Source organism: Paenibacillus ferrarius (assembly GCF_002027705.1).
GTDB lineage: Bacteria > Bacillota > Bacilli > Paenibacillales > NBRC-103111 > Paenibacillus_E > Paenibacillus_E ferrarius.
The window spans coordinates 65,647-86,920 of the sequence record NZ_MBTG01000002.1 but is presented as its reverse complement, the minus strand read 5'-3'; the positions used below and the strand labels follow the sequence as shown (position 1 = coordinate 86,920).

The 21,274-nt window shown below is 47.2% G+C and carries 11 protein-coding genes; all 11 read left to right on the top strand.

Going from position 1 to position 21,274, the window contains the following annotated elements; all coding sequences use genetic code 11:
* Positions 1–10: 10 nt before the first annotated feature.
* Positions 11–1,033, top strand: a complete 1,023-nt coding sequence (locus tag BC351_RS03150; RefSeq protein ID WP_158081968.1) for an S-layer homology domain-containing protein — start codon at positions 11–13, stop codon at positions 1,031–1,033.
* Positions 1,034–1,354: 321 nt separating this feature from the next.
* A complete protein-coding gene (locus BC351_RS03145) occupies positions 1,355–8,287 on the top strand; it encodes an S-layer homology domain-containing protein (RefSeq protein WP_079409259.1) in 6,933 nt (2,310 codons plus the stop codon).
* Between the two features lie 158 nt (positions 8,288–8,445).
* Positions 8,446–10,023, top strand: coding sequence for an extracellular solute-binding protein (locus tag BC351_RS03140; protein ID WP_079409258.1), 1,578 nt, complete (start codon positions 8,446–8,448; stop codon positions 10,021–10,023).
* 999 nt (positions 10,024–11,022) lie between these two features.
* Positions 11,023–11,985, top strand: coding sequence for a Gfo/Idh/MocA family protein (locus tag BC351_RS03135; protein ID WP_079409257.1), 963 nt, complete (start codon positions 11,023–11,025; stop codon positions 11,983–11,985).
* 21 nt (positions 11,986–12,006) lie between these two features.
* Entirely contained in the window at positions 12,007–14,130 is a 2,124-nt protein-coding gene (locus BC351_RS03130; RefSeq protein WP_079409256.1) for a glycoside hydrolase family 31 protein, read from the top strand.
* A 48-nt stretch (positions 14,131–14,178) separates the two neighbouring features.
* Entirely contained in the window at positions 14,179–15,198 is a 1,020-nt protein-coding gene (locus BC351_RS03125) for a response regulator transcription factor (RefSeq protein ID WP_079409255.1), read from the top strand.
* A 127-nt stretch (positions 15,199–15,325) separates the two neighbouring features.
* Positions 15,326–17,017 (top strand): cache domain-containing sensor histidine kinase, encoded by a 1,692-nt coding sequence (locus tag BC351_RS03120; RefSeq protein WP_079409423.1) that lies wholly within the window; start codon positions 15,326–15,328, stop codon positions 17,015–17,017.
* A gap of 104 nt (positions 17,018–17,121) precedes the next feature.
* Complete coding sequence (locus BC351_RS03115; protein WP_079409254.1) at positions 17,122–19,017, top strand: PrkA family serine protein kinase; 1,896 nt, start codon at positions 17,122–17,124, stop codon at positions 19,015–19,017.
* A gap of 131 nt (positions 19,018–19,148) precedes the next feature.
* Positions 19,149–19,370, top strand: a complete 222-nt coding sequence (locus BC351_RS03110; RefSeq protein WP_079409253.1) for a hypothetical protein — start codon at positions 19,149–19,151, stop codon at positions 19,368–19,370.
* Complete coding sequence (locus tag BC351_RS03105) at positions 19,342–19,659, top strand: hypothetical protein (RefSeq protein WP_079409252.1); 318 nt, start codon at positions 19,342–19,344, stop codon at positions 19,657–19,659. The genes BC351_RS03110 and BC351_RS03105 overlap by 29 nt, the downstream gene beginning before the upstream one ends.
* Before the next feature lie 439 nt (positions 19,660–20,098).
* A complete protein-coding gene (locus BC351_RS03100; RefSeq protein ID WP_158081967.1) occupies positions 20,099–21,238 on the top strand; it encodes a glycosyltransferase in 1,140 nt (379 codons plus the stop codon).
* Positions 21,239–21,274: the final 36 nt, after the last annotated feature.

The window sequence follows — 21,274 nt, the reverse complement described above, 5'->3', positions numbered from 1 at the left end:
ATGGTTCCGGATGAAACGTAAAATCATGTATGTCACATTAGCTTGCCAGCTTTACTGCTCTTTCGCCTTGCTGGCTCCTGCTGATGCAGAGGAAGCGTCCCAATTCGTGATGAAGACCTCAGATACCGAATCCACGGGGGAATTTACTGTAACTTTTCAAGGGACAAATGTGCAGGATTTATATGCTTACGAGGCCAAATTCAGCTTTGATGCCAGCAAGCTGGATGTTATCAAAGCCGATACCCAAATAGAAGGCTTCTCTGTTTCACCCCTTGTGAAGAACAATGAAGTGATCTTTGCGCATACGAAAATGGGCAAAGTAGAAGGTGAAAAGGGAAATCTCGACATAGGTTCGATCACCTTTAAGGCTAAAAAAGCAGGATCGACAACGGTGAAGTGGACCTCTATGAAAATTGTCGATCACCATTTACAAAATCAATCGATTTCGCTTAATGAAGCTGCGGATTTCACCAAAATTTTCAGTGATCTCGCCGGCCATTGGGCCAAATCCGATATTATGCTGATGGTGAACAAGAACATCGTGGAAGGTATGGATGACGATCATTTCGCGCCGGATACGAATGTGACAAGAGCGCAGTTCGCAACCTTGCTTACCAAAGCATTAGACTTGAAGAGTAGTCCTATACAGACCCCCTTCGATGATGTAGCCGCCGGCTCTTGGTATGAGGCTACGGTGAAGAACGCGTATGCGGCTGGTCTTGTCAATGGCATTGCTGACCGGGAGTTTGCGCCGGAGAAGAACATTACGCGTGAAGAAATGACAGCAATGCTGCTGCGAGCGAAGGGACATGCCACAGGGATGAGAGTGGAAGATATGACCGTGGGCGCAACGATCCGATTCAGCGATGAGGGCACTGTCAGTGATTGGGCCAAAAAGGTTGTTGCTCTTGCAGTGGACTCCGGTCTGATGAATGGCCGAACCGCGAAAGAGTTTGCTTCGCAGGAGCAAGCGACGAGGGCAGAATCAGTGGTCGTGCTGAAGAGGCTGTTAACTGGATTAGGTGCGAAATAGATGCATTAGAGTACTCAATTTGCCAGAAAACAAGCGGCCGCCGCAAAGCACCGTCAGGATATTTTTTCCTGACGGTGCTTTTGTGATTCAGATGTTAAAAAAAACCATGTGACCGTAATTTTTTCCATCTGCGAAAACAAGTACGTGCCTTACAATGATTAAATTGTGAAAGGAGGGAGATGATCTCAGGCCTATTAGGGAGCGGTTTCAAACTAGCATTTTTGGTAGCGCATTCATTTCATTTGTGTATCACTCGATCAGCAGCTGATGTCTTGATTCCCTCATTTAAATGCATCGTAATTGACTCAAGGAGGCTTGAAGATGTTCTTAAAGATGTTTAAGCAAAAAGCCTTAAGAAAGGCAGCGAGCATTGTTCTTTCATTTTCACTTGTGCTTTCGCTTATGACGAGCGTTATCCCAGCGTCAACGGTTCTAGCAGCGACGGGAGACAGCTTAGGCCTACTGGAAATAGAAGTGAACAAGCCGGCCAATGCTGTAGTTGATCTTAATCAGGCAAGCATCCATATCGAATTACCCTACGGCACCTTATACCAAATGCTGAATGTCACGACAAACTCAGGGGCTGCTGCGACACTTTATAGAAGCAATGAAACAACGGCGATCGCTTTTGCAGCAAGCGGCATCAACCAAGGCGATGCCAAAATGGATCAATTTTCAGAAAGCGGGACTACGTTGTATTACTTGGTAGTAACGGATAAGAAGAATAGCAGCAATAGCCGGAAATATACGATAACGACTACGGTAGAAAGTCAATTGCCCCCAATAGCAGGTACTGTGGGAGCTAACGAGAAATTTTTGCCGCTTAATATTCGGGCGGGCGAAGACGCGTGGGATGTGATGGGCGCATCTCCAATTGGCAACGGCAGTACAACAGGTTCTATTGAAGGCCCCGGCGCTCCTTCTTCTTATAGCGGAAAAGCATGGTCGGAATCCGTCTATGATCGATCTGGAGACTACCCTGTGGCTTCTACCGTGAATGAAACTTGGCTTGGAGACAATATGTATCTGCAGACCATAGGCAAAGATGATTTGAATGCGCTTGCAAAGTATGGCATTGCCAATGTTCCAGGCACGGATAAACTCAATTCGGACATTTTGCGCTACCATGAATTTAAGCCTTTTGTTACGCCTGACGGGGTGAGCCGAGACGATGGTGATCGTGGCGCAGTGGGCAGCGACCGCCAGCGGCTGGAAATTAAAAGCAACACGGCTGCGTCCAATCAGGATGCCAACAGTGCGGGCGGCGACATTATGACCCATCACTGGAGACTTATGCTCCCATCGGAAACGTTAAAGTTTCAGCAGGATGTTGGTGACAAGCATGCGGGTGATTTTATTGATCCCCACAGGTTTTGGCACATTTTTCAGTTGAAAGAAGTGGCGGGCAACGCAGCTGGCCAGCCCGTGGCCACTCTTACGCTGGTTTCAAGTGAAGGAAAAGGCCAATTGGAATTCAGGAATAATCCGGATGCCAACTACGCGGATAGAATAAAGCCATTGTTTACGATTCCATTCGATAAGGTGGTGGATCGCTGGCTTGATTTGCAAGTAACTATTTTGACAGCTGATAAAGGGTATGTCTACGGCAAGCTTGTCGACCTTGCCACCGGCGATGTGCTGTTCCAAGGGGGAATGACGGCCGAAACATTCAGACGCCCCGAAGTTGTAAATCCGACCACAGGCAGGTCCGAACGAGTGGATTTGCCTGCTGAGACGGGGCAGCAAAACCGTTCCAAATGGGGCCTTTATCATGGGTTGTATAACGGCGCAGGAGATGCGGCTTATGCAGACGAATTCCAAGCTTCAACCATGTATCTATCTGATATTTATTTAATCAAAAGGGATAAAAACAGCTACATTTTTCCGAATGGCTGGAACCCAAATGCACAACCGAAGGACATTGCAGCTTGGGTAAGGCCCAAAGAAGCTGCGGCTTCTTTAGGTACTTCTTTCAGCCAATTATCCTTGCCATCCCAGCTTGATGTTACCCTGAGCACAGGGAATATAGAAAAGGTGAATGTGACATGGAGCCCGGAAGGCTATAAGCCTGATAGTAAGGGGAAATCCAAGATTTATGGCGATTTTAATGGCACAGGGGTTACGAATAGCAAGAACATCAGGCCTTTCATTGAAGTGAACCTTTCCGATTATCGAAATTGGGCGGTAACTCCTGAAGCTCAAATAAAGGCTGTCTCCAAAGGCAGCACTGGAAATATGAGAGAATCTTTTATTGATAACGATGCCACCACCTATTGGCAGGCTAACAGTTCTCTAATAACCACAGATGCTGGCAATCATCAATATTGGGCAGCTGTAAAGCTGGAGAAGAAAATTAATGTCAGCAAAATTCAACTCGAATGGACCAATAACAGCAGCTACTTGAAAAATTATCAGGTGTACTATACGAATGACGCAGCTGCTTATGATGAACTTGTGGAAGGAAATAATTTCTCAACCAGCACGGTTGGCACGGAAAAACCTCTGGAGACTGCCCATGGAGCATCTTGGATAACGATGCCTGGGGCGGGGAAATCGACACCGCTTAGCAATAACCAAAAGGCGGAGCACAACTTGGCCTTGCCTATTCAAGCTCAATATGTCCTGCTTGTTTCCGATGTTAATAATACGCTGGGCAGCGGTAAAGGTGCAGGGATACGCAGCAATGCATTCAATATTTTCGGAGAACCATCCGTGACTTCCCCAGATCCTGTTCAGGTAAATCTGTTGTCCCCATCCCGTTTTACACCTGTAGCAGGACAAAATCTGAAAGTAAGCTCGGAGGATGCCAATCATCCAGGCGTAGATGCTTTGCGCTCAGGCGGCAGCGGTTATTGGCGCAATTCAAGCTCAAATGTTTATATGGGCAGCTACGCGCCATCTTCCTTGGCCATAACCCTTGACTTGGGAGCTCCCAAAACGATTGATAAACTGCACCTTGAGATACCAAATACGATCGCCAATATTCAAAGTAATGCGACAAGATTTGAGGTCTATTACTCCAACAGCCCAAGCTCATGGGCAAGTGCGCCTACGGCTTCCGATACGGCAAAGAGTTACGATTGGAAAGCAAACGGCTGGACACTGGCGGGCGGTACAGAAACGGAAGGCTTGTGGTCCTATGTTACTTACGCTGGGCAACAATGGGGCTTTGATAACAAAACATTCCTGTACCCGTTTACAGCCCGATATGTGATGATCAACACGGTATTGGTCGGCCCTCGCGATAAGAAGACGGATGAAGCCGCATCAATGATGGGGATATCCGGTTTGACGATTTCCGGCAAAGATGTCGTAGCTAATACAACGGTATTAGTACCGGCAAAGGATACCTACAGCACGTGGGATCAAGCCGCACCTATTTCGACAACGATTAATCTTGCAGGCGGGCAGAAGCTTACAAGCATTGCCAAAGGCGGTACTCTGCTTCGTCCGACTAGCGATTATTCGTTGTCTGGCAGCACGGTTGTATTTGCAGCCTCCTACTTGGCGAAATTACCGCTTGGCACTAATGAATTTACGTTCAATTTCAACAACGGAAGTCCATCTATCTTCGCTTTGGACGTAACAGCTCGTGGTGTTGGCGCTAATTCCAAAACCATCAAGATGAACGCTATTGAAGGCGTATCTCCTTATAATGTTCTGGGCGGTGCGATGGGAACTGACGAGCCTGTAGAAGGCGTAACCAAGCGGATCAGAGACGCTTACCACGCATATTATGGCGATCAGCCTCGGGCGAGTGCTGCTGACGACCATGTGGTGAACGTTTGGGATAGTGTACTGAACACAAATGTGTTTAAAGTCTTTGAGTACGGCAGAGGCGTGAATAATGAATTCGTTGATAAGGTCCGCGATGGCGAGTACGGCCACAAAGGTGTTTTTGATTGGGAGAAAGGCTATGTGGTTGGCGGCGCAGCGATCAATGACAGGCAAAGAGTTGAAATTCGCCCAAGTGAGGATTCAGGCGGCGATTATGTAGCCTATAATGGCGATCTGGTTTCTTATCAGTGGAAATGGCAAATTACCGACGGCAGCCAGTGGAATCAAGCAAACTTTAGACATCTTTTCCAGTTGAAGGCTGTGAATGCTCAGAAAGCAAATACTTTGCCGGGCGGCAACACCGGCGGCGAGAATGGCGCCTATCTCCTCGCTTTCTCGATATCGGGTACGACCAGCAGGAATTTGGTTTTGAATCATAACCGATCTGACGGTGACAAGACCGCGATGAGCATTCCTTTAAAAGAAATCGACGGCCACTGGATTCAGGTTGAGCTTAACGCGCTTATTTCGGATTCCGGCTGGTTCACCGTGAAAATAACGGATATGGTGACAGGCAAGGTTTACAACGTCGACAGTCCGGATGTGTATCAAACTTTTGTGAATCAAGGCGCGACGGACGGCACCAAGGATTTATGGAGAAGACCGGAAAAAGGCAGCAATTTCGAGACGGAGTATCCGGCAGCTTTTGACCAATATGAACGACCGAAGTGGGGGATTTACCGCAGCTCCAATGGCGGCAATAATTCAGCATTTGACGCAGAGCTGCAGCTTGCTGATATCACGATAACCAAAGTGGCTTCCGGTCTATCGTCCGTTAACCTTGCGCTTAATAAACAAGCGTATAACGTAGGTCCCACAGCAAATGCCAATTCGATCCAGCTCCAGTCGGCTGCGGGCAATGTGAACGGGAATGCCAACAAATTAACTACAGGCGTACTCCAAGACCCGACATTATGGGCTGTGACGGATGTGACCAGCTTGGATCAAATCGGAAATTATTCATGGCTGGGAACCGATGGGGCGAGAAAAGGCAGCTTCGTTCTCGACCTTGGCCAGGCCATGGATGTTAGCCAAATTCGATTGTTTGCCAAATCGACGAGATTAAAAGGCGCAACCGTCTATGTATCGAATGAGGTTGGAAATCATACATCGGCTGCTGAGTTTGATGCAATGAGTTTTACGCAAGTCGACAAACAGACTGCTCAAGGCTATACGTATGCAACCGGCAACAATAGCGTAGGCACAGATACGGCAGACAGCTCATACCCCATCGACCTTGGCAAAACTTATCATGCCAGATATATCAAGGTAACGGTGGAGAATGCTTCTGGCGGCAACACAGGGACGGATCTCACGGGGCCTCCTCGCCTTACACAAGTTCAGGTGTTTAATGCGCCAACACCTCCACAGAATCTTCATGTCGAGGCGAGCGCATCTGCGAAAGTTTTGAAGTGGGACGCTAATGCTTTGAGCGAAGGGTATACGGTTTATCATGACAAAGCGGTGCTTGCTGAGCTGCCGGCAGGTACAACAAGCTATACGCTGCCAAGCATTGCGAGCGATCTGTCCAAAGTAACGGTTAGATCAAAGGGGACGGACATATATTCCCGCATGTTTATGATCTCGGCGCCTGCCCAACCGGCAGAGCTTGTTCCGCCGGACAATCAGGCGCAAATTGCCAGCATTACGCCAATCAGCATCCTAACACCTGTAGGAACGGCGCCAGTAATGCCAACGGTTGTCACAGCAGTTTACAGCGATAGATCGACTCGTCTTGTTGGTGTCATTTGGAACAACATAGACGCCTCCCAATATGCAGCGGTGGGAAACTTTAGCGTTCAAGGGACCGTTACAGGTACAACCTATAAGGCAGTGGCTGCTATTACGGTCACACAACTGACATGGCCAAGCACATTCAAGCTGTCTGTGTCAGATGTGCGGGCAAGAACAGCGACGCTGCAATGGACAGCTGCAGAAGCAAGCAGAGGAGTAGCCGGCTATAAGATATATAGCGTTACAGGCAGCACCTACACGGAAGTTGCATCGTTAGGTAATGTTCTTACGTATGCGTTGACAGGTTTGACACCTGGGAACGATTATTTCTACACGGTTCAAGCCGTTGACACGGACGGAGCTCAGAGTGTGTACGGAACCGCGGTGGCCTTTCGAACGCTGAATGATTCTTCGGGATCAGGATCAGGCTCAAGCTCAGGTACGGGATCAGTCAACAGCAGCACGACGGCACCGGCAACAACGGGTTCAACCGGCAATTCCGGCATCTTGGACCTTGAGAAAGACGCGAAGGTAACGAAAGAAACGATGGCCGATGGAAAGACGGTAACCAAGGTCATCGTGGATGCGGATAAGCTGGAGAAAGCTTTGGCAGCAGTTCCGACTGTTCTGATTGAGGTGAAGGGCAGCGAGCCTACCGTTCATGTAGAGCTGCCTGGCAACGCTATCCTCAGCGTGATCAGTAAGCAAAGCCATGCGGTGATTCAGATTCAGGCGAATGGCGCCATGTATGAATTGCCAGTAAGTTTGTTTGCAAATATTCCGAAGAATGCGACCGTTAGAATCTCGATTTCCAAAGTTTCCGGTAAAGCGGGGAACGATGTAAATGAAGCAGTGAACAAGATGGATGCGAAGCAAGTGATTTCGAACCCGATCGAATTCATAATCACAATCAATGGGATAGAAAAAAGTGAATTCGGCGGCATTTATGTCAATCGTACGATTAACTTGGGGGCCTTGACTGTTGATTCAAGCAAGGTAACAGCGGTATGGGTGGACTCTAGCAACCAGATCCATTTCGTACCAGCGGTAATTACAACGAAGAATGGTTCATCCATAATTACGATTCGTTCTCCCCATAACAGCCTATACACGGTTATTCAATCCGATAAATCGTTTAAAGATTTGCAGGGACATTGGGCAAAAGCGGATGTGGAGCTGCTGGCGAATAAATGGATTGTTGACGGGAAAAAGGATCAGCAATTTGCACCGGAGGTCACAGTGACACGCGCCGAATTTGCGGCTATGCTGGTTCGTGCGCTAGGATTGGCTGACATGAAGGCAAATGCATTCAAAGACGTACAATCGGGCGACTGGTTCCTCGGAGCCGTAAGTACAGCGTATAAAGCTGGATTGATAAACGGATATGAGGACGGTACCTTTAGACCAAACGACAACATTACCCGTGAGCAAATGGTAGCGATGATGATACGGGCGATGAAATTGGGCGGCAAGGAAATTCAGGCCAATACCGCTTTAATGAATCGTTTCTCTGATCGTGCGCAGATCGGCGACTGGTCGAATGCGGCCGTCTCGCAAGCGTTGACTGGCGGCCTCATTCAAGGCATGTCGGATAATGCCTTTGCGCCGAATGAACCTGCCACGCGTGCGCAAGCAGCCGCGATGCTGAAGCGCATGCTGCAATCCTTGCAATTTATCAATTGATATAGGGTGAGACCGCCAAGCTGTTTGGCGGTCTTTCTTCAATCGTATAAATTCACAGGGCAGCTTAAATTAATACATACAAGAAGTTCCCGATATTCAATATGATATAGGCAGTGAATGAAATCGTTTACAGTATATTAAAGGAAGAAGGGGTTTACATGAAAAAAACGCTTAGTCTTGGTTTGGCTGTACTGATGACGGCTTCCGCATTAACCGCGTGTTCGACGGATGGGAAAGTAGCGGATAAGGCAACGCCGCAGTCTTCCGCAGCGAACGGGAAGAAAGAACCGACGAAGTTCTCTATCCTTTATCCAACGACGGTCAACACCGGGTATCACACCACCGTGCCGGATTTGAACAAGGATAAATGGATCTTGAAGCTGGAGGAATTGACGAATACGGATATGAACGTAAAGGTCATGGAGGATTCCAAGTTCGGCCTTATGTTCGCAAGCAACGAAATTCCAGATGTGGTTGGCAGCATTGGCGGTCCTGGCAGCAAGTCGATGTCAGGTTCCGTAGAGAACGGTGTGTTTATGCCCTTGGACGAGCTGCTGAAGCAGAATGCGCCGAATTTGATGAAACTGATCCCCAAAGCAGCCTGGGATAGTGTTTCATATAACGGCAAGATTTATGGCGTACCCGAATTCCTGAGCAATCCTTCCCGCCGATCCACCTATATTCGTACAGATCTGTTGGAGAAAACAGGCCTTCAGGCACCGAAAACCGTAGACGAGTTTCTGAATGTACTGCGTGCGTTCAAGAAGCTGGGAGTCGAGAATCCGTATCAAATGAGAGAAAACTTCAAGTATGCGGACGTTATTCTTGGTGCTTTCGATGTACTTCCTTATAAGGATCAATTTGAGCTGGTGAACGGTCAAGTGGTCCCGAAATTTTTCGATGTCGAGAATGTTCAGAAAGCGCTCACTACTTACAAAACGATGTATGACGAGGGCTTGATCCCTAAGGAATTCGCAACCATTAGTTCAACTGATTTTACGAAAAGCATTGAGGCGGGCAAAGCGGGCATCTGGTCGCAAAACGCTTCTGGCTTGCCGGGCTATCGCACCAAGGCGCAACAAGCGGTTCCAGGCTCCAAAGTTGACATCATTGCTTCGCCAAAAGGACCGGAAGGCAAAGGCGGCTATTTCTATTACGCACCTGTCATCCGTACGTTCTATATTAATAAAAATGTGAAGCCGGAAACAGCTGCCAACATTATCAAAATGTTCGAATGGATGATTTCACCGGAAGCCGAAACCTTCTTCACCTTCGGCATTGAAGGCGATACGTACACGAAGGACAGCAGCGGTAAAATCAATTATAAATTTCCAACGACCAAGGAACAGACGGATGAAGAAGGGTTCCGCAGCGGAACCATGTGGGCCGTGCACGATTCTACTTACAACAAGCCTAGACTGCTGCTGAATGAGGATGGCAAAGCCACCTTGAAAGCATTCGACGAGGTCCTTACGAAGGAAGGCTTGCCAGGCATCGGATTTTATCCGGATTTGAGCAGCTTCGCTAAATTTCCTGATCTTGCCGCGCCTCAACCTGACGTAGGTCCGAAACTTATCATCGACCATATGATTAAAATGATTTACGGCAAAGAACCGATCTCCGATTGGCCGAAAGTCATCGAAGAGTATAAGTCCAAAGGCGGCAACGAGATTATTAAAGAAGCGACAGAACGCTGGAACAATAAGCAAGGAGCGATTATGCTCGATAATAAATAAGCTGCCGAAAAGGCCGTTTCCGGATGGGGGCGGCATGGAATCTGCGCTGAGCCTGCCGAGAGGGCAGGCTCAATGCACAAAGTAGGCAGCATCTCCGGTAATGGATCTGGGCCTGCCGAGAGGGCAGGCTCAATGCACAAAGCAGGCAGCATCTCCGGTAATGGATGCTAAGCCTGCCAAAAAGGCAGTCTCCAGAGGGAGACAGCACCAAATCCGCTCTGAGCCTACCGAAAATGCTGTCTCCGGATGGAGGCGGCATCGAATCTGCGCTGTCCCAGACAGCCTTATTGATAGGCATTCGGAGAGGCTCAATCGTGCCTATACAAAACTTACTTTTACTTTTCGATTAACGGCTCTAGTTCCAGTTGCTTTCTCTAAACCTGCAATTATGCATCTTTTTTGCTCTTGGAATAGCCTCAACTGTTAAATTCCTGCGTTTGTGCAGGCTTTTGAGGCTTTTTCTGGATGAGCGGCTGAAAAAGATACAAATGCCTGCACAATTGCAGGCATTTCCACTTTTTAACCGAATTCGGCCGGAAATTCCTGTATATTCGCAGGCTTTTACACTCGGGTGAGCCGAACTGATCGGGAAGCCCTTCATTTCCACATGAAAGTAATTAATCCCATCATCTATCGGCGCTTACCTACTAAATTTGGCTTAAGGGACAGCCTCACCGAACCCGCGCTTAGCCTGCCGAAAGGGCAGACTCAGATGAGAAAAGTATCATATGCTATGTCAATTGGTCATATTCTTAATCAAAGAGGTATCCGTCCAGCAAAGCGACCTGCTGTAGGATATCTCTTTGGCATAGAATGATATCGTAAAAAAAGACATACCCACCTTAATTTTATCCTTTCTGCTAAGCGGAATAATTCCTATAATGAAGGTAACAAAGCGCTGAAGAGGCGCGGTTCTTTTCTGGGTGGCTGGCGGGTTCCAGCATGCAGAAAACACCCGAAATAGGATGGTTCCATTGAAAATCTAGGAGGTCGTGATCCATGAAGGCAATATTGGTTGGTTTGGGATCTGCAGGGTTCAGTTGGTATAAACGTCTGAGAGATCGTGGCTTATTAGCAGCCGTTGTCGAGGTCGACAGCACGATGAAGGCGAAGATGAATGAGGATCCGTTCCCTTTTTACACTTCGCTTGAAGAAGCTTTACAGTGTGAACATGCAGATTTTCTTGTAAACGTAACTTCGCCAATGATGCACACGGTGGTGAATAACGCGGCATTTGATCATAAGCTGGCTGTTTTGTGCGAGAAGCCGATCTCTTTTGACTATGCGGAATCCATTGAGGTTGTTGCTCGAGCTGCTAGGGAGAAGCTGCCTTTTATGATCGCGGAGAATTATCGCAGAATGCCTTGTATACGTAAAATGAAAGAGCTTTTGGATGAGGGTGTTATCGGAAGGCTATCGTCTTTGGATATCCAGTTTTACAGATACCATCACGTTCAGCGGAGATATACGGTTAGTATTCTTGATGACATTGGTGTCCATCATTTGGATATGATTCGCTATTTGAGCGGTAAAGAAGGGAAGACGGTACAAGCTAAGCTGTACAATCCAGTGAATGCTTGGGAAGAAGACGGTGCCGTAATAAATGCTTACGCTTTCATTGAATTGGAAGGTGGCATAACGGCTGCTTATAACGCGTCCATCGCTTCACGCGGGACCGAAACACCTTGGAGCGGCAATTGGAGGCTTGAAGGCACTGAGGGTGCTATGGAAGTCGTGGATATGCAAATTCGTGTGATACGGAACGGGGGAGTCCAATTATTCGAGGACTATAGCGGCGTGGATGCAACGGATACGTTAACTGAATTTCTGGCATCCCTTCAGGAGGGGCGCGAAGCAGAAACCAGCGGCAGGGATTATTTGAAAACTGGGGCGCTTGTTCATTATGCCAAGCTCGCTAGCGAAACCGGGCAGACGCAGGAGATTAAGGTTCCGACTTTATAAAAAAAGGAATGGAGGCTCTACATGGATACAAACAATTGGCAATTATCAGCACCGGGCGTATGGCGCCTGACGATCAGAGAACCGAAGGCGATCACCCCGCTATCGTGGATGGAAGTTACACCGAAAGAGGAGGCTTTGCAGCAAATGCCGCAAGTGAAGCCACCGTTTGATTGGAACAGCATTCAGCTTGAGGAAGCAGGGGAGAGTCTCATTTTGTCCTTTCCGCTGGATCGAACCGAGAAGCTGTATGGGACAGGTCTTCAATTATTGCGGATGAATCAGCGGGGAAGGAACCGTTATCTGCGTGTGAACAGCGACCCCAAGCAGGATACTGGTGAAACGCATGCTCCTGTGCCTTTTTATGTCAGCGACCTTGGCTACGGCGTATGGGTGGATACTTCGCGAATCGTAACGATGTATTGCGGATCAACGCTCAAGCAGGAGGACACGCATAGCGAAGCGATTCGAGATCGCAATACCGATCGGGGATGGTTAGCAACGCCGGTCGCATCACGGGTAGAAATTCGTATTCCTGCCGAAGGCGCGCACGTCTATGTATTTGGGGGACCTACTCTTGCGGATGTGGTGTCTAGATATAATTTATTTGGCGGTGGCGGCGTGCTGCCTCCGAAGTGGGGCCTTGGCTTCTGGCACCGCGTTCCGACGATGTATAATGAGCAGCAGGTACTGGAGGAAGCGGAGCAATTCCGTCTTCATGATGTTCCGTGCGATGTGATCGGACTGGAACCAGGCTGGCACAGCCACAGCTATCCAGTTACGTATGAGTGGGAGAAGAGCAGATTCCCCGAGCCTGGACCCTTCGTGCAGAAGCTGGCGCAAAGCGGTTTTCGCGTGAACCTGTGGGAGCATCCCTTTGTATCGCCGAACAGCGAATTGTATGCGGATCTGCAGCCGCTTTCGGGCAGTCATACCGTATGGGGAGGGCTGGCGCCTGATTATTCGTTAACAGAAGCCGCTAGTCTGTACAAAAAGCAGCATGAAGAGCAGCATGTAGATATCGGCGTGTCCGGTTATAAGCTGGATGAATGCGACGGCAGTGAATTGACCAACAATTCCTGGATGTTTCCAGGACATGCGAAGTTTCCATCGGGGCTGGACGGCGAACAGATGAGACAGATGTACGGGCTGATGTTTCAAAAAATGACAGCCGACCTGTTTCGCAGCAAAAACCGCAGAACGTACGGGCTTGTCAGAGCTTCGAACGCTGCGGCATCCACGATGCCTTATGTGCTGTACTCGGATCTATATGATCATAAGCAATTTATTCGCGCGCTTTGCAACTCTTCCTTTAGCGGTCTGCTGTGGACGCCTGAGGTGCGTAGAGCTAGAAATGCTGAAGATTGGGTGCGTCGTATGCAAACCGTGTGCTTCTCTCCCTTAGCGATGCTGAACGCATGGGGAGATGGTACGAAGCCGTGGTCTTTCCCAGAGGTGGAGGATGTTGTTCGCCATTATATCAAGCTGCGGATGAGACTGCTGCCTTATTTGTATACAGCTTTCGCCAAATATCGTGAGCAAGGAATTCCTCCTTTCCAAGCCATGCCGTTCGTGATGTCCCCATCCGAGATCGCTGCCGCAGAAGCGAAGCTTGTCGAAGCGGAGCAGCATATGCTGAATACGACAGACGCGGCTTATGGCAAGAAAAAAGTGAGAGAATGGGACGACCAGTTTATGGTCGGAGATGCGCTGTTAATCGCACCGCTGGTTGAAGGAGAAACAGAACGAGCGGTCCTATTGCCGGCAGGCATCTGGTATGGCCTAGAGACTGGAGAGCGCTATAACGGGGGCTGCATCATTCGAGTTCAAGCCGGCTTAGAACGAATTCCTGTATTTGTCAAAAGCGGAGCTGTCATCCCGATGATGCCATCTTTGCCGCATGTTCCGGCAGCCGGAACGCAGGTCCCGCTGGAACTTGTCCATTTCGGCACTGAGCCTGGCGAGGGACTTTTGTATGACGATGACGGCGAATCTTTCAACTATGAGGACGGGACATGCAGTTGGCGGAAACTGACGGTCACCCGGCATCCAGATGGCCAATATGCCGGAGAGTTGACTGGGGACAGCGAGGCATGGACGTCTTATCAGGCTGTTACTTGGCGGTTCTCTCAAACTCGTTTGGCATAAGAAGTCATAATTGAATCAGCGACATGAGAAGCATTAGGGGGTCTGGACATGCATGTATTGATCGTAGATGATGAACCTGTCATTCGCAGAGGGTTGATGAAGATGGCGGAATTGTATGCACCCGCGTTCTCCAAAATTCAGACGGCCGAGAATGGCGAGGCTGCGTTAGAGCGAATTCGGGCTTCAGAGCCAGATCTTGTGTTGACGGATGTTCGCATGCCCAAAATGGACGGACTGGAACTATGCCGAATCATTTATGAAGAATTCCCTCATATTAAGACCGTTGTGATATCCGGCTACAGTGACTTTGAATATGCGCAAAAAAGTGTGAATTATGGTGTTCGACATTATTTGCTGAAGCCGGTCACCAAATCCGATGTCCATGATATGCTGAATCAATTGATTAGAAAGCCAGCGCGCAGCTATATACCGCCTTCCCGTTATATCGAGTGGATTGATCAGATGGAACAGCAAATATGGGCTTTGCAAATCGAGGAATTGACTAGCCTCATGGTTCGCTGGCGTGACTACTGCATGTCAGCGAATGTTTCACTGGCCCAGCTTAAAGAACTATTGGATGATTGCAATGGCATTCTTGTAAAACGCTTTCAATCACGCAGTTATTCGCCTGATTCCGTGCCTGCCCACTTGCAGGCTGACAGCGTGAAAGAAGCGCTTGATGCCTTCGAGAAAGGCCTTCACGATATGGTAAAAGGCCTGCTGGCCGTCCGAAGCGGCAATTTCAAGGACCCGATGGAAGAGGCCAAAGCCTTTATCGACAGCAAGCTGTCGGAGGATATTACGCTGGACCAAGTCGCTGCGATGGTCGGATTAACGCCGACATATTTCAGCGCACTGTTTAAGAAAATAACGCATGAGACCTTTGTGCAGTATCGAATCAACAAGCGCATGACGAAAGCAAAAGAAATGCTGGCAATCCCATATGTCCGAATCGTCGACGTAGCAGCAGATGTAGGGTATGACGACTACCCTCATTTTACGAAAACTTTTAAGAAAATTGTTGGCGTTTCACCGTCAGAATATCGTGCTAGATTAGGTATTAAATGAAGATTCGAGGGTTTACGAAGAAAATATTCGTTTATTTTATGATTGTTATTATTGTTTCATTGGGCAGCGTTGGCATTTTTTCCTATGTGATTACCTCCGGCGAGCTGATGAAATGGTAGAAAACCAAATGAATCAAATCGTCGGAAACGCGGTTCACCATACGGATATATACTTGAAGGATTATGAGCGTTCTATCGTTTCGATTTTAACAAACAGGCAAGTTATGGAATTCATAGACTTGCCTTCTACTCGGGAAGCGTATGACTTCTATACGTATCGCAATACCATTCGCGAGATTAGCGTGGATCCTTTATTTATACGAAATCCGAAACTAGCTTCTGTCTATTTAATTAGCGATAAGCAAAATGCGGTGTACTATTATAATGGCGTAACGGAGCAATCCTTCAATGCGGAGGATATTCGCAAACAGAGGGAATATTTCCTGGCGAATACAACGGCTGACGGGCAATTAAGCATTCTAAATCATACGATTATTGCCGGACAAGAGAATCAGATGTTAACTTTGGTTCGCCGCATTCGTGGATTCACCTCATCTGAGCTGAGCGGCCTGCTTGCCATTGAAATGCGCTCTGCCGATTTATCTGCTTTGTGGAAAGGGATAGATCTCGGGAAATACGGATACCTATTTATCATTGATGATAAAGGCAATTATGTGTATCATCCTGATGGAACCAAAGTTGGCACGAATGTACCCGCAGAATTTGTCGGCAAGCTGAAACAAGCTGATTCTCGTTCTTTTATAGATGCAAGTGAAGGCGATCAACGGATGTATGTAAGCCTCGACTCCGATTATTCAGGCTGGAAGCTCGTGGTTTCTATGCCGCTTCGTGAATTGCGCAAGCCGCTTTCCAATATCCGATCGACGACACTGGTCGTTGGGTTATTTACATTAGTTTTGGCGATTCTACTTGCCTATCGATTCGGCAAATCTATTGCCAAACCGATTCAGGTGCTTAAATCCGGCATGCGGGAAACGGAAAAGGGGAATTGGGCGACGATTCCACTCCCGCCTCACCGGGATGAAATTGTTGAGCTGATGGTACGCTACAACTTAATGGTCAAGCGGCTATCTGAAGCCGTTGATCGTGTGGTACAGGTCGAATTAAACAATTCGGAAATTCGCATGGAACGCCAAAAGGCTGAATTTCAATCTCTCCAGTTGCAAATTAATCCTCATTTCATGTATAACACCTTGGAGACGATTGTTTGCTATGCCACGATTCAGGATTCGGAGGAGATTTCCGAAATCGTTAAAGCCTTAGCCTATATGCTGAGGTATTCGGTTCAGACGAATCTGGAAGAAATTACCGTAGCAAATGAGTTGAAACATGTTCTTTATTATCTGGTTGTACTGAGGCATCGAATAGGACGAGAATTCGAGATCGATGTGGCGATCAAGCCTGAATATCTGCTTCATGTCATGGTACGCCTGACCCTTCAGCCGCTGATCGAAAATGTGTTTCAACATGCCTTCCCGGAAGGATTGGAGGATTATCATTTCATTCGAATTGATGGAGGTATAAAGGAAGGAATTTTTTGGATAAGTGTGGAGGACAATGGATCTGGCATGTCAGAGACGAAGCTGACACAGCTGCAAGAGAAATTGAATGCCAACCGATTGGCAGACGGTGAAATCGATGAGACGGGTATCAAAGGCGGGATAGGCGTTCTGAACGTCCATCGGAGGATCCAGATGGTCTATGGGGAGGCTTATGGACTCCGAATAGAAAGCAAATCTGAACAGGGCACCAAAATGATCATGATGATGCCAGCATCTGCTGAAATCCAATTCTCATAAAAATTTCGGGCAAGTTATGCTCCATGAGTGCATAGGATTGTAGTACACAATTCACCATCACGAGCTGACCTATTAGTGAAAGGCAGCAGTGAAAGGAGGTACCCATGGACATATTCAAGAGAATTTCGGAGCATCGTACGGAGAAGGATTCATTGAGCTGGACCGGTACGTTCGCGGAGTACATAGAATTGCTTCGCAAAAATCCTGGACTCGCGAGAACAGCGCATTCAAGAGTCTATGATATGATTGCATCGCAAGGTATCAATGACCAATCTGGGCACAAATCCTACAGTTTTTTCAACCAAGAAATCTTCGGTTTGGATCGTGCTATTGAGAAGCTTGTGGAAGAATATTTCCATTCCGCAGCCCGTCGATTGGATGTTCGCAAGCGTATTTTGCTGCTAATGGGTCCTGTAAGCGGTGGGAAGTCAACCATTGTGACCATGCTGAAGCGTGGGTTAGAGCAGTTTGCCAAAACAGATTTAGGGGCTGTCTATGCGATTAAAGGATGTCCGATGCACGAAGAACCGCTACATCTCATTCCACTCGAGCTGCGTCCCGAAATTGAACGCGAGTTAGGCGTGAAGATTGAAGGGAGCTTATGTCCTTCCTGCCAAATGCGTTTAAAAACAGAGTACAATGGCTGCATTGAAGATGTCTTGATCGAACGAGTGTTTATTTCAGAAGAAGGGCGTGTGGGGATTGGAACATTCAGCCCATCCGATCCCAAATCGCAGGATATTGCCGACCTGACAGGCAGCATTGATTTCTCTACCATTACCGAATTTGGGTCCGAGTCCGATCCGCGCGCCTATCGCTTTGACGGTGAGCTGAATAAAGCTAATCGCGGTATCATGGAGTTTCAAGAGATGCTGAAATGCGATGAAAAGTTCCTCTGGAACTTGTTGTCACTCACGCAAGAGGGCAACTTCAAAGCAGGCAGGTTCGCGTTAATTAGCGCGGATGAGCTGATTATTGCTCATACCAACGAAACCGAGTATAAGTCATTTATTTCGAATAAGAAAAATGAGGCGCTGCAATCCCGGATGATCGTCATGCCAATTCCTTATAATTTACGGGTATCGGATGAAGAGAAAATATATGCCAAACTGATCAGTCAAAGCGATATGTCGCACATTCATATTGCTCCGCACGCTTTAAGGGATGCGGCCATTTTCTCTATCCTTACACGGTTGAAAGAAACGAAGAAGCAAGGCATGGATTTGGTCAAAAAAATGAGAATGTACGACGGAGAAGTCGTCGAAGGCTACAAAGAGGCAGATCTCAAGGAAATGCAAAATGAATTCCAGGAAGAAGGCATGAGCGGTATTGATCCGCGGTACGTCATTAACCGGATTTCAAGTGCTTTGATCCGTCAAGATCTTCAGTGCATTAACGCATTAGATGTGCTGCGCGCGCTCAAAGACGGGTTAGACCAACATCCATCGATTACCAAAGATGAGCGTGAGCGTTATTTGAACTTCATTTCTGTGGCGCGCAAAGAGTATGATGATATTGCTAAGAAAGAAGTGCAGAAAGCCTTCGTCTATTCCTTCGAGGAGTCAGCCAGAACGATTTTCGACAACTATCTCGATAATATTGAAGCTTACTGTAATTGGGGGAAAATCAAAGACCCGCTGACCGGTGAGGAAATGGATCCCGATGAGCGCCTGATGCGTTCGATTGAGGAACAAATCGGAATTTCAGAAAATGCCAAAAAAGCATTCCGCGAAGAAATTCTGATCCGGATATCCTCATATTCCCGCAAGGGGCGGAAATTTGACTACAGCAGCCATGAACGACTGCGCGAAGCCATTGAGAAGAAGCTTTTCGCGGACTTGAAGGATATTGTGAAAATTACAACCTCCTCCAAAACACCGGATGAAAAGCAGTTGAAGAAAATTAATGATGTGACAAAGCAATTGATCGACGAACACGGGTATTGCCCGGTATGTGCGAATGAATTACTGCGTTATGTGGGCAGCTTGCTGAATAGGTAATGGCGCTAAGGGACTTAAGAGGGACGCCTCTTAAGTCCTCTTTTGCATGAATTGAGCAATGCTTCATCTGCACCAAATCTATCAATCTCTCATATCCTATACTATCAGCGAATAAGGAGGTGGAGGAGATTATGATAGGAATCTCGATGAAAAAAACAGCTTCCTTTCTCGCATTTCTAGTGAGTTTTCTAGCTTTAATCATGACATGGGAGATGAAGCTGCTGTCCAATATGGGGGGATTATTCGTAGCCGGCTTAAGCTTTGTTGCAGCCATTCTGATGTGGCTGGACGCCCATGATTCGTTGCAAGGAGCTGGCCAAAAGGATGCAAGACGAACAAAAGCCGATCAATGATCGGCCCGAGGACAACTCCCCCCGGAATAAATCCAAAGAATCTTCGAGATGGTCAGACATTCTAGGATTCGGCAAAATGATGGACAAACTTCCTCTGTACAAACTATCGGCTCGCATGGCGTATTGCATGTTTTTTGATTTGGTCCTTCTCCTGTTCGTGCTAGTGCTTCGCGCATCTGGAACTCGGATGAATGACTTTCCGAATGCCTGGGATTTTCGCTTTATTGTGATCACCACGATTTTAGTCTTTTGGGTAGGTTTAAGTGATGTTTGGAAAGGAAAGAGGTAGCAAGAAGACTTGAAACAAGCTCATTTTCCGCAAACGATACACCAAATAGGCACTCGCACATTACTATCCGCCATATCCTCCGGGTTATCCTGGCATCTAGATCAATAGCATGGAGACACATAGAATCCGAGGAAATCTGCTGATGCAGAAATTTTCTCGGTATTTTTCTATTTGCTGTCTCTAAAAATAGGCAGAAAGTGTAAAAAAATTTATCAAATCTTTATCTAATCTTAATCTAAGTATAGGAATTGCCAGGAATTCATGCTACAATTTTAGATAGATAGCGTTTACATTCTATGACATTTTGTTAACTTATCCCCCCTATTTTTCCTATATTAAGTAAAAAAATATCCAGTATTTATTGATTTATATATACATCTGGGGATTGCAATTAACATGTTGTTGGTTCATATTCATAACTCAAGTAGGGGGAATGGCTTTGAGCAGTCGCCCATTAAGGATATTGCATCAAATTAGTCATATGAATCAGGATAGTGCGCAAAGCTTTATTATGAAGGTATATCGGAATGTGGACCGATCCAAGGTTCAATTCGATTTTGTGGTCCATACGCAGAATCCTTCCGATTATGACGAAGAAATACGCGCTTTGGGCGGACGGATTTTTCATCTTGGGAAACCCTATCACGCAGGTCGGTTCGGATATTTGTTTGATTTGAAAGCGATTATTCAACAAGAAGGACCTTTTCAAGCGATACATAGTCATAATACGGATGCAAGTGGATTCACTTTATTGATCGCCAGATTTCTTGGCATTCCCATTCGCATTGCACATAGTCACAGCTTAAGGGAAGCTACTTTTTCGATTTCACCAAATAAGATGTCCCGTTGGTTTAAGAAAAATATGATTCGACGTCTGGCTACAAGTTGGGTTGGAAGCTCGCAGACGGCTAGCCAAGCACTATTTGGATTCCAGTGGATGAACGATAAACGAGGTAAAATGCTGCGCAATGGCATTGATCTTAGTCTCTATACCAACCGAATAACAAAGTGTGTCTCGCTTCGTGAGCAGCTGAAGATTCCGCTGGATGAGCCGATTGTTGGCCATATTGGGCGTTTTAGTGCTGTGAAGAATCACCGATATCTGATTGAAGTTTTTGAAGAACTGCTGTACCGGCTCCCGAATGCGCGGCTGATTCTGATTGGTGATGGGGCTCTGCGTCCGCAAATTGAGGCGATTCTTGAGCAAAAGGGAATTCAGAACCGCGTTCATTTACTTGGCATACGGGAAGATATTGCCGAGCTCCTTCAGGAGATTGATGTGCTCGCGCTGCCCTCTTTTGAAGATGGTCTGCCGATGATATTAATTGAAGCGCAAGCGGCAGGTGTTCCTTGTGTGGTTTCGGATGCTTTGCCAGATGAGGCTAATCTGAAGGCCGGTTTTTTCGCTTTCTTGAGTTTGGAGCAAGACGCAGCCATATGGGCCCAGTGGTTATTGAAAGCGATTCGCAGTGACAGGGCTTCAGAAGAGATCAGGATTCGAGCGGTCCAACAAGCCGGATATGATATTAAAGAGGCTGCAACCGAGTTAGAGGGCGTATATATGGCTCAAATCGGATAGGCAAAGCTAAAGTTCAAGGCTCAGCTGCATACATAA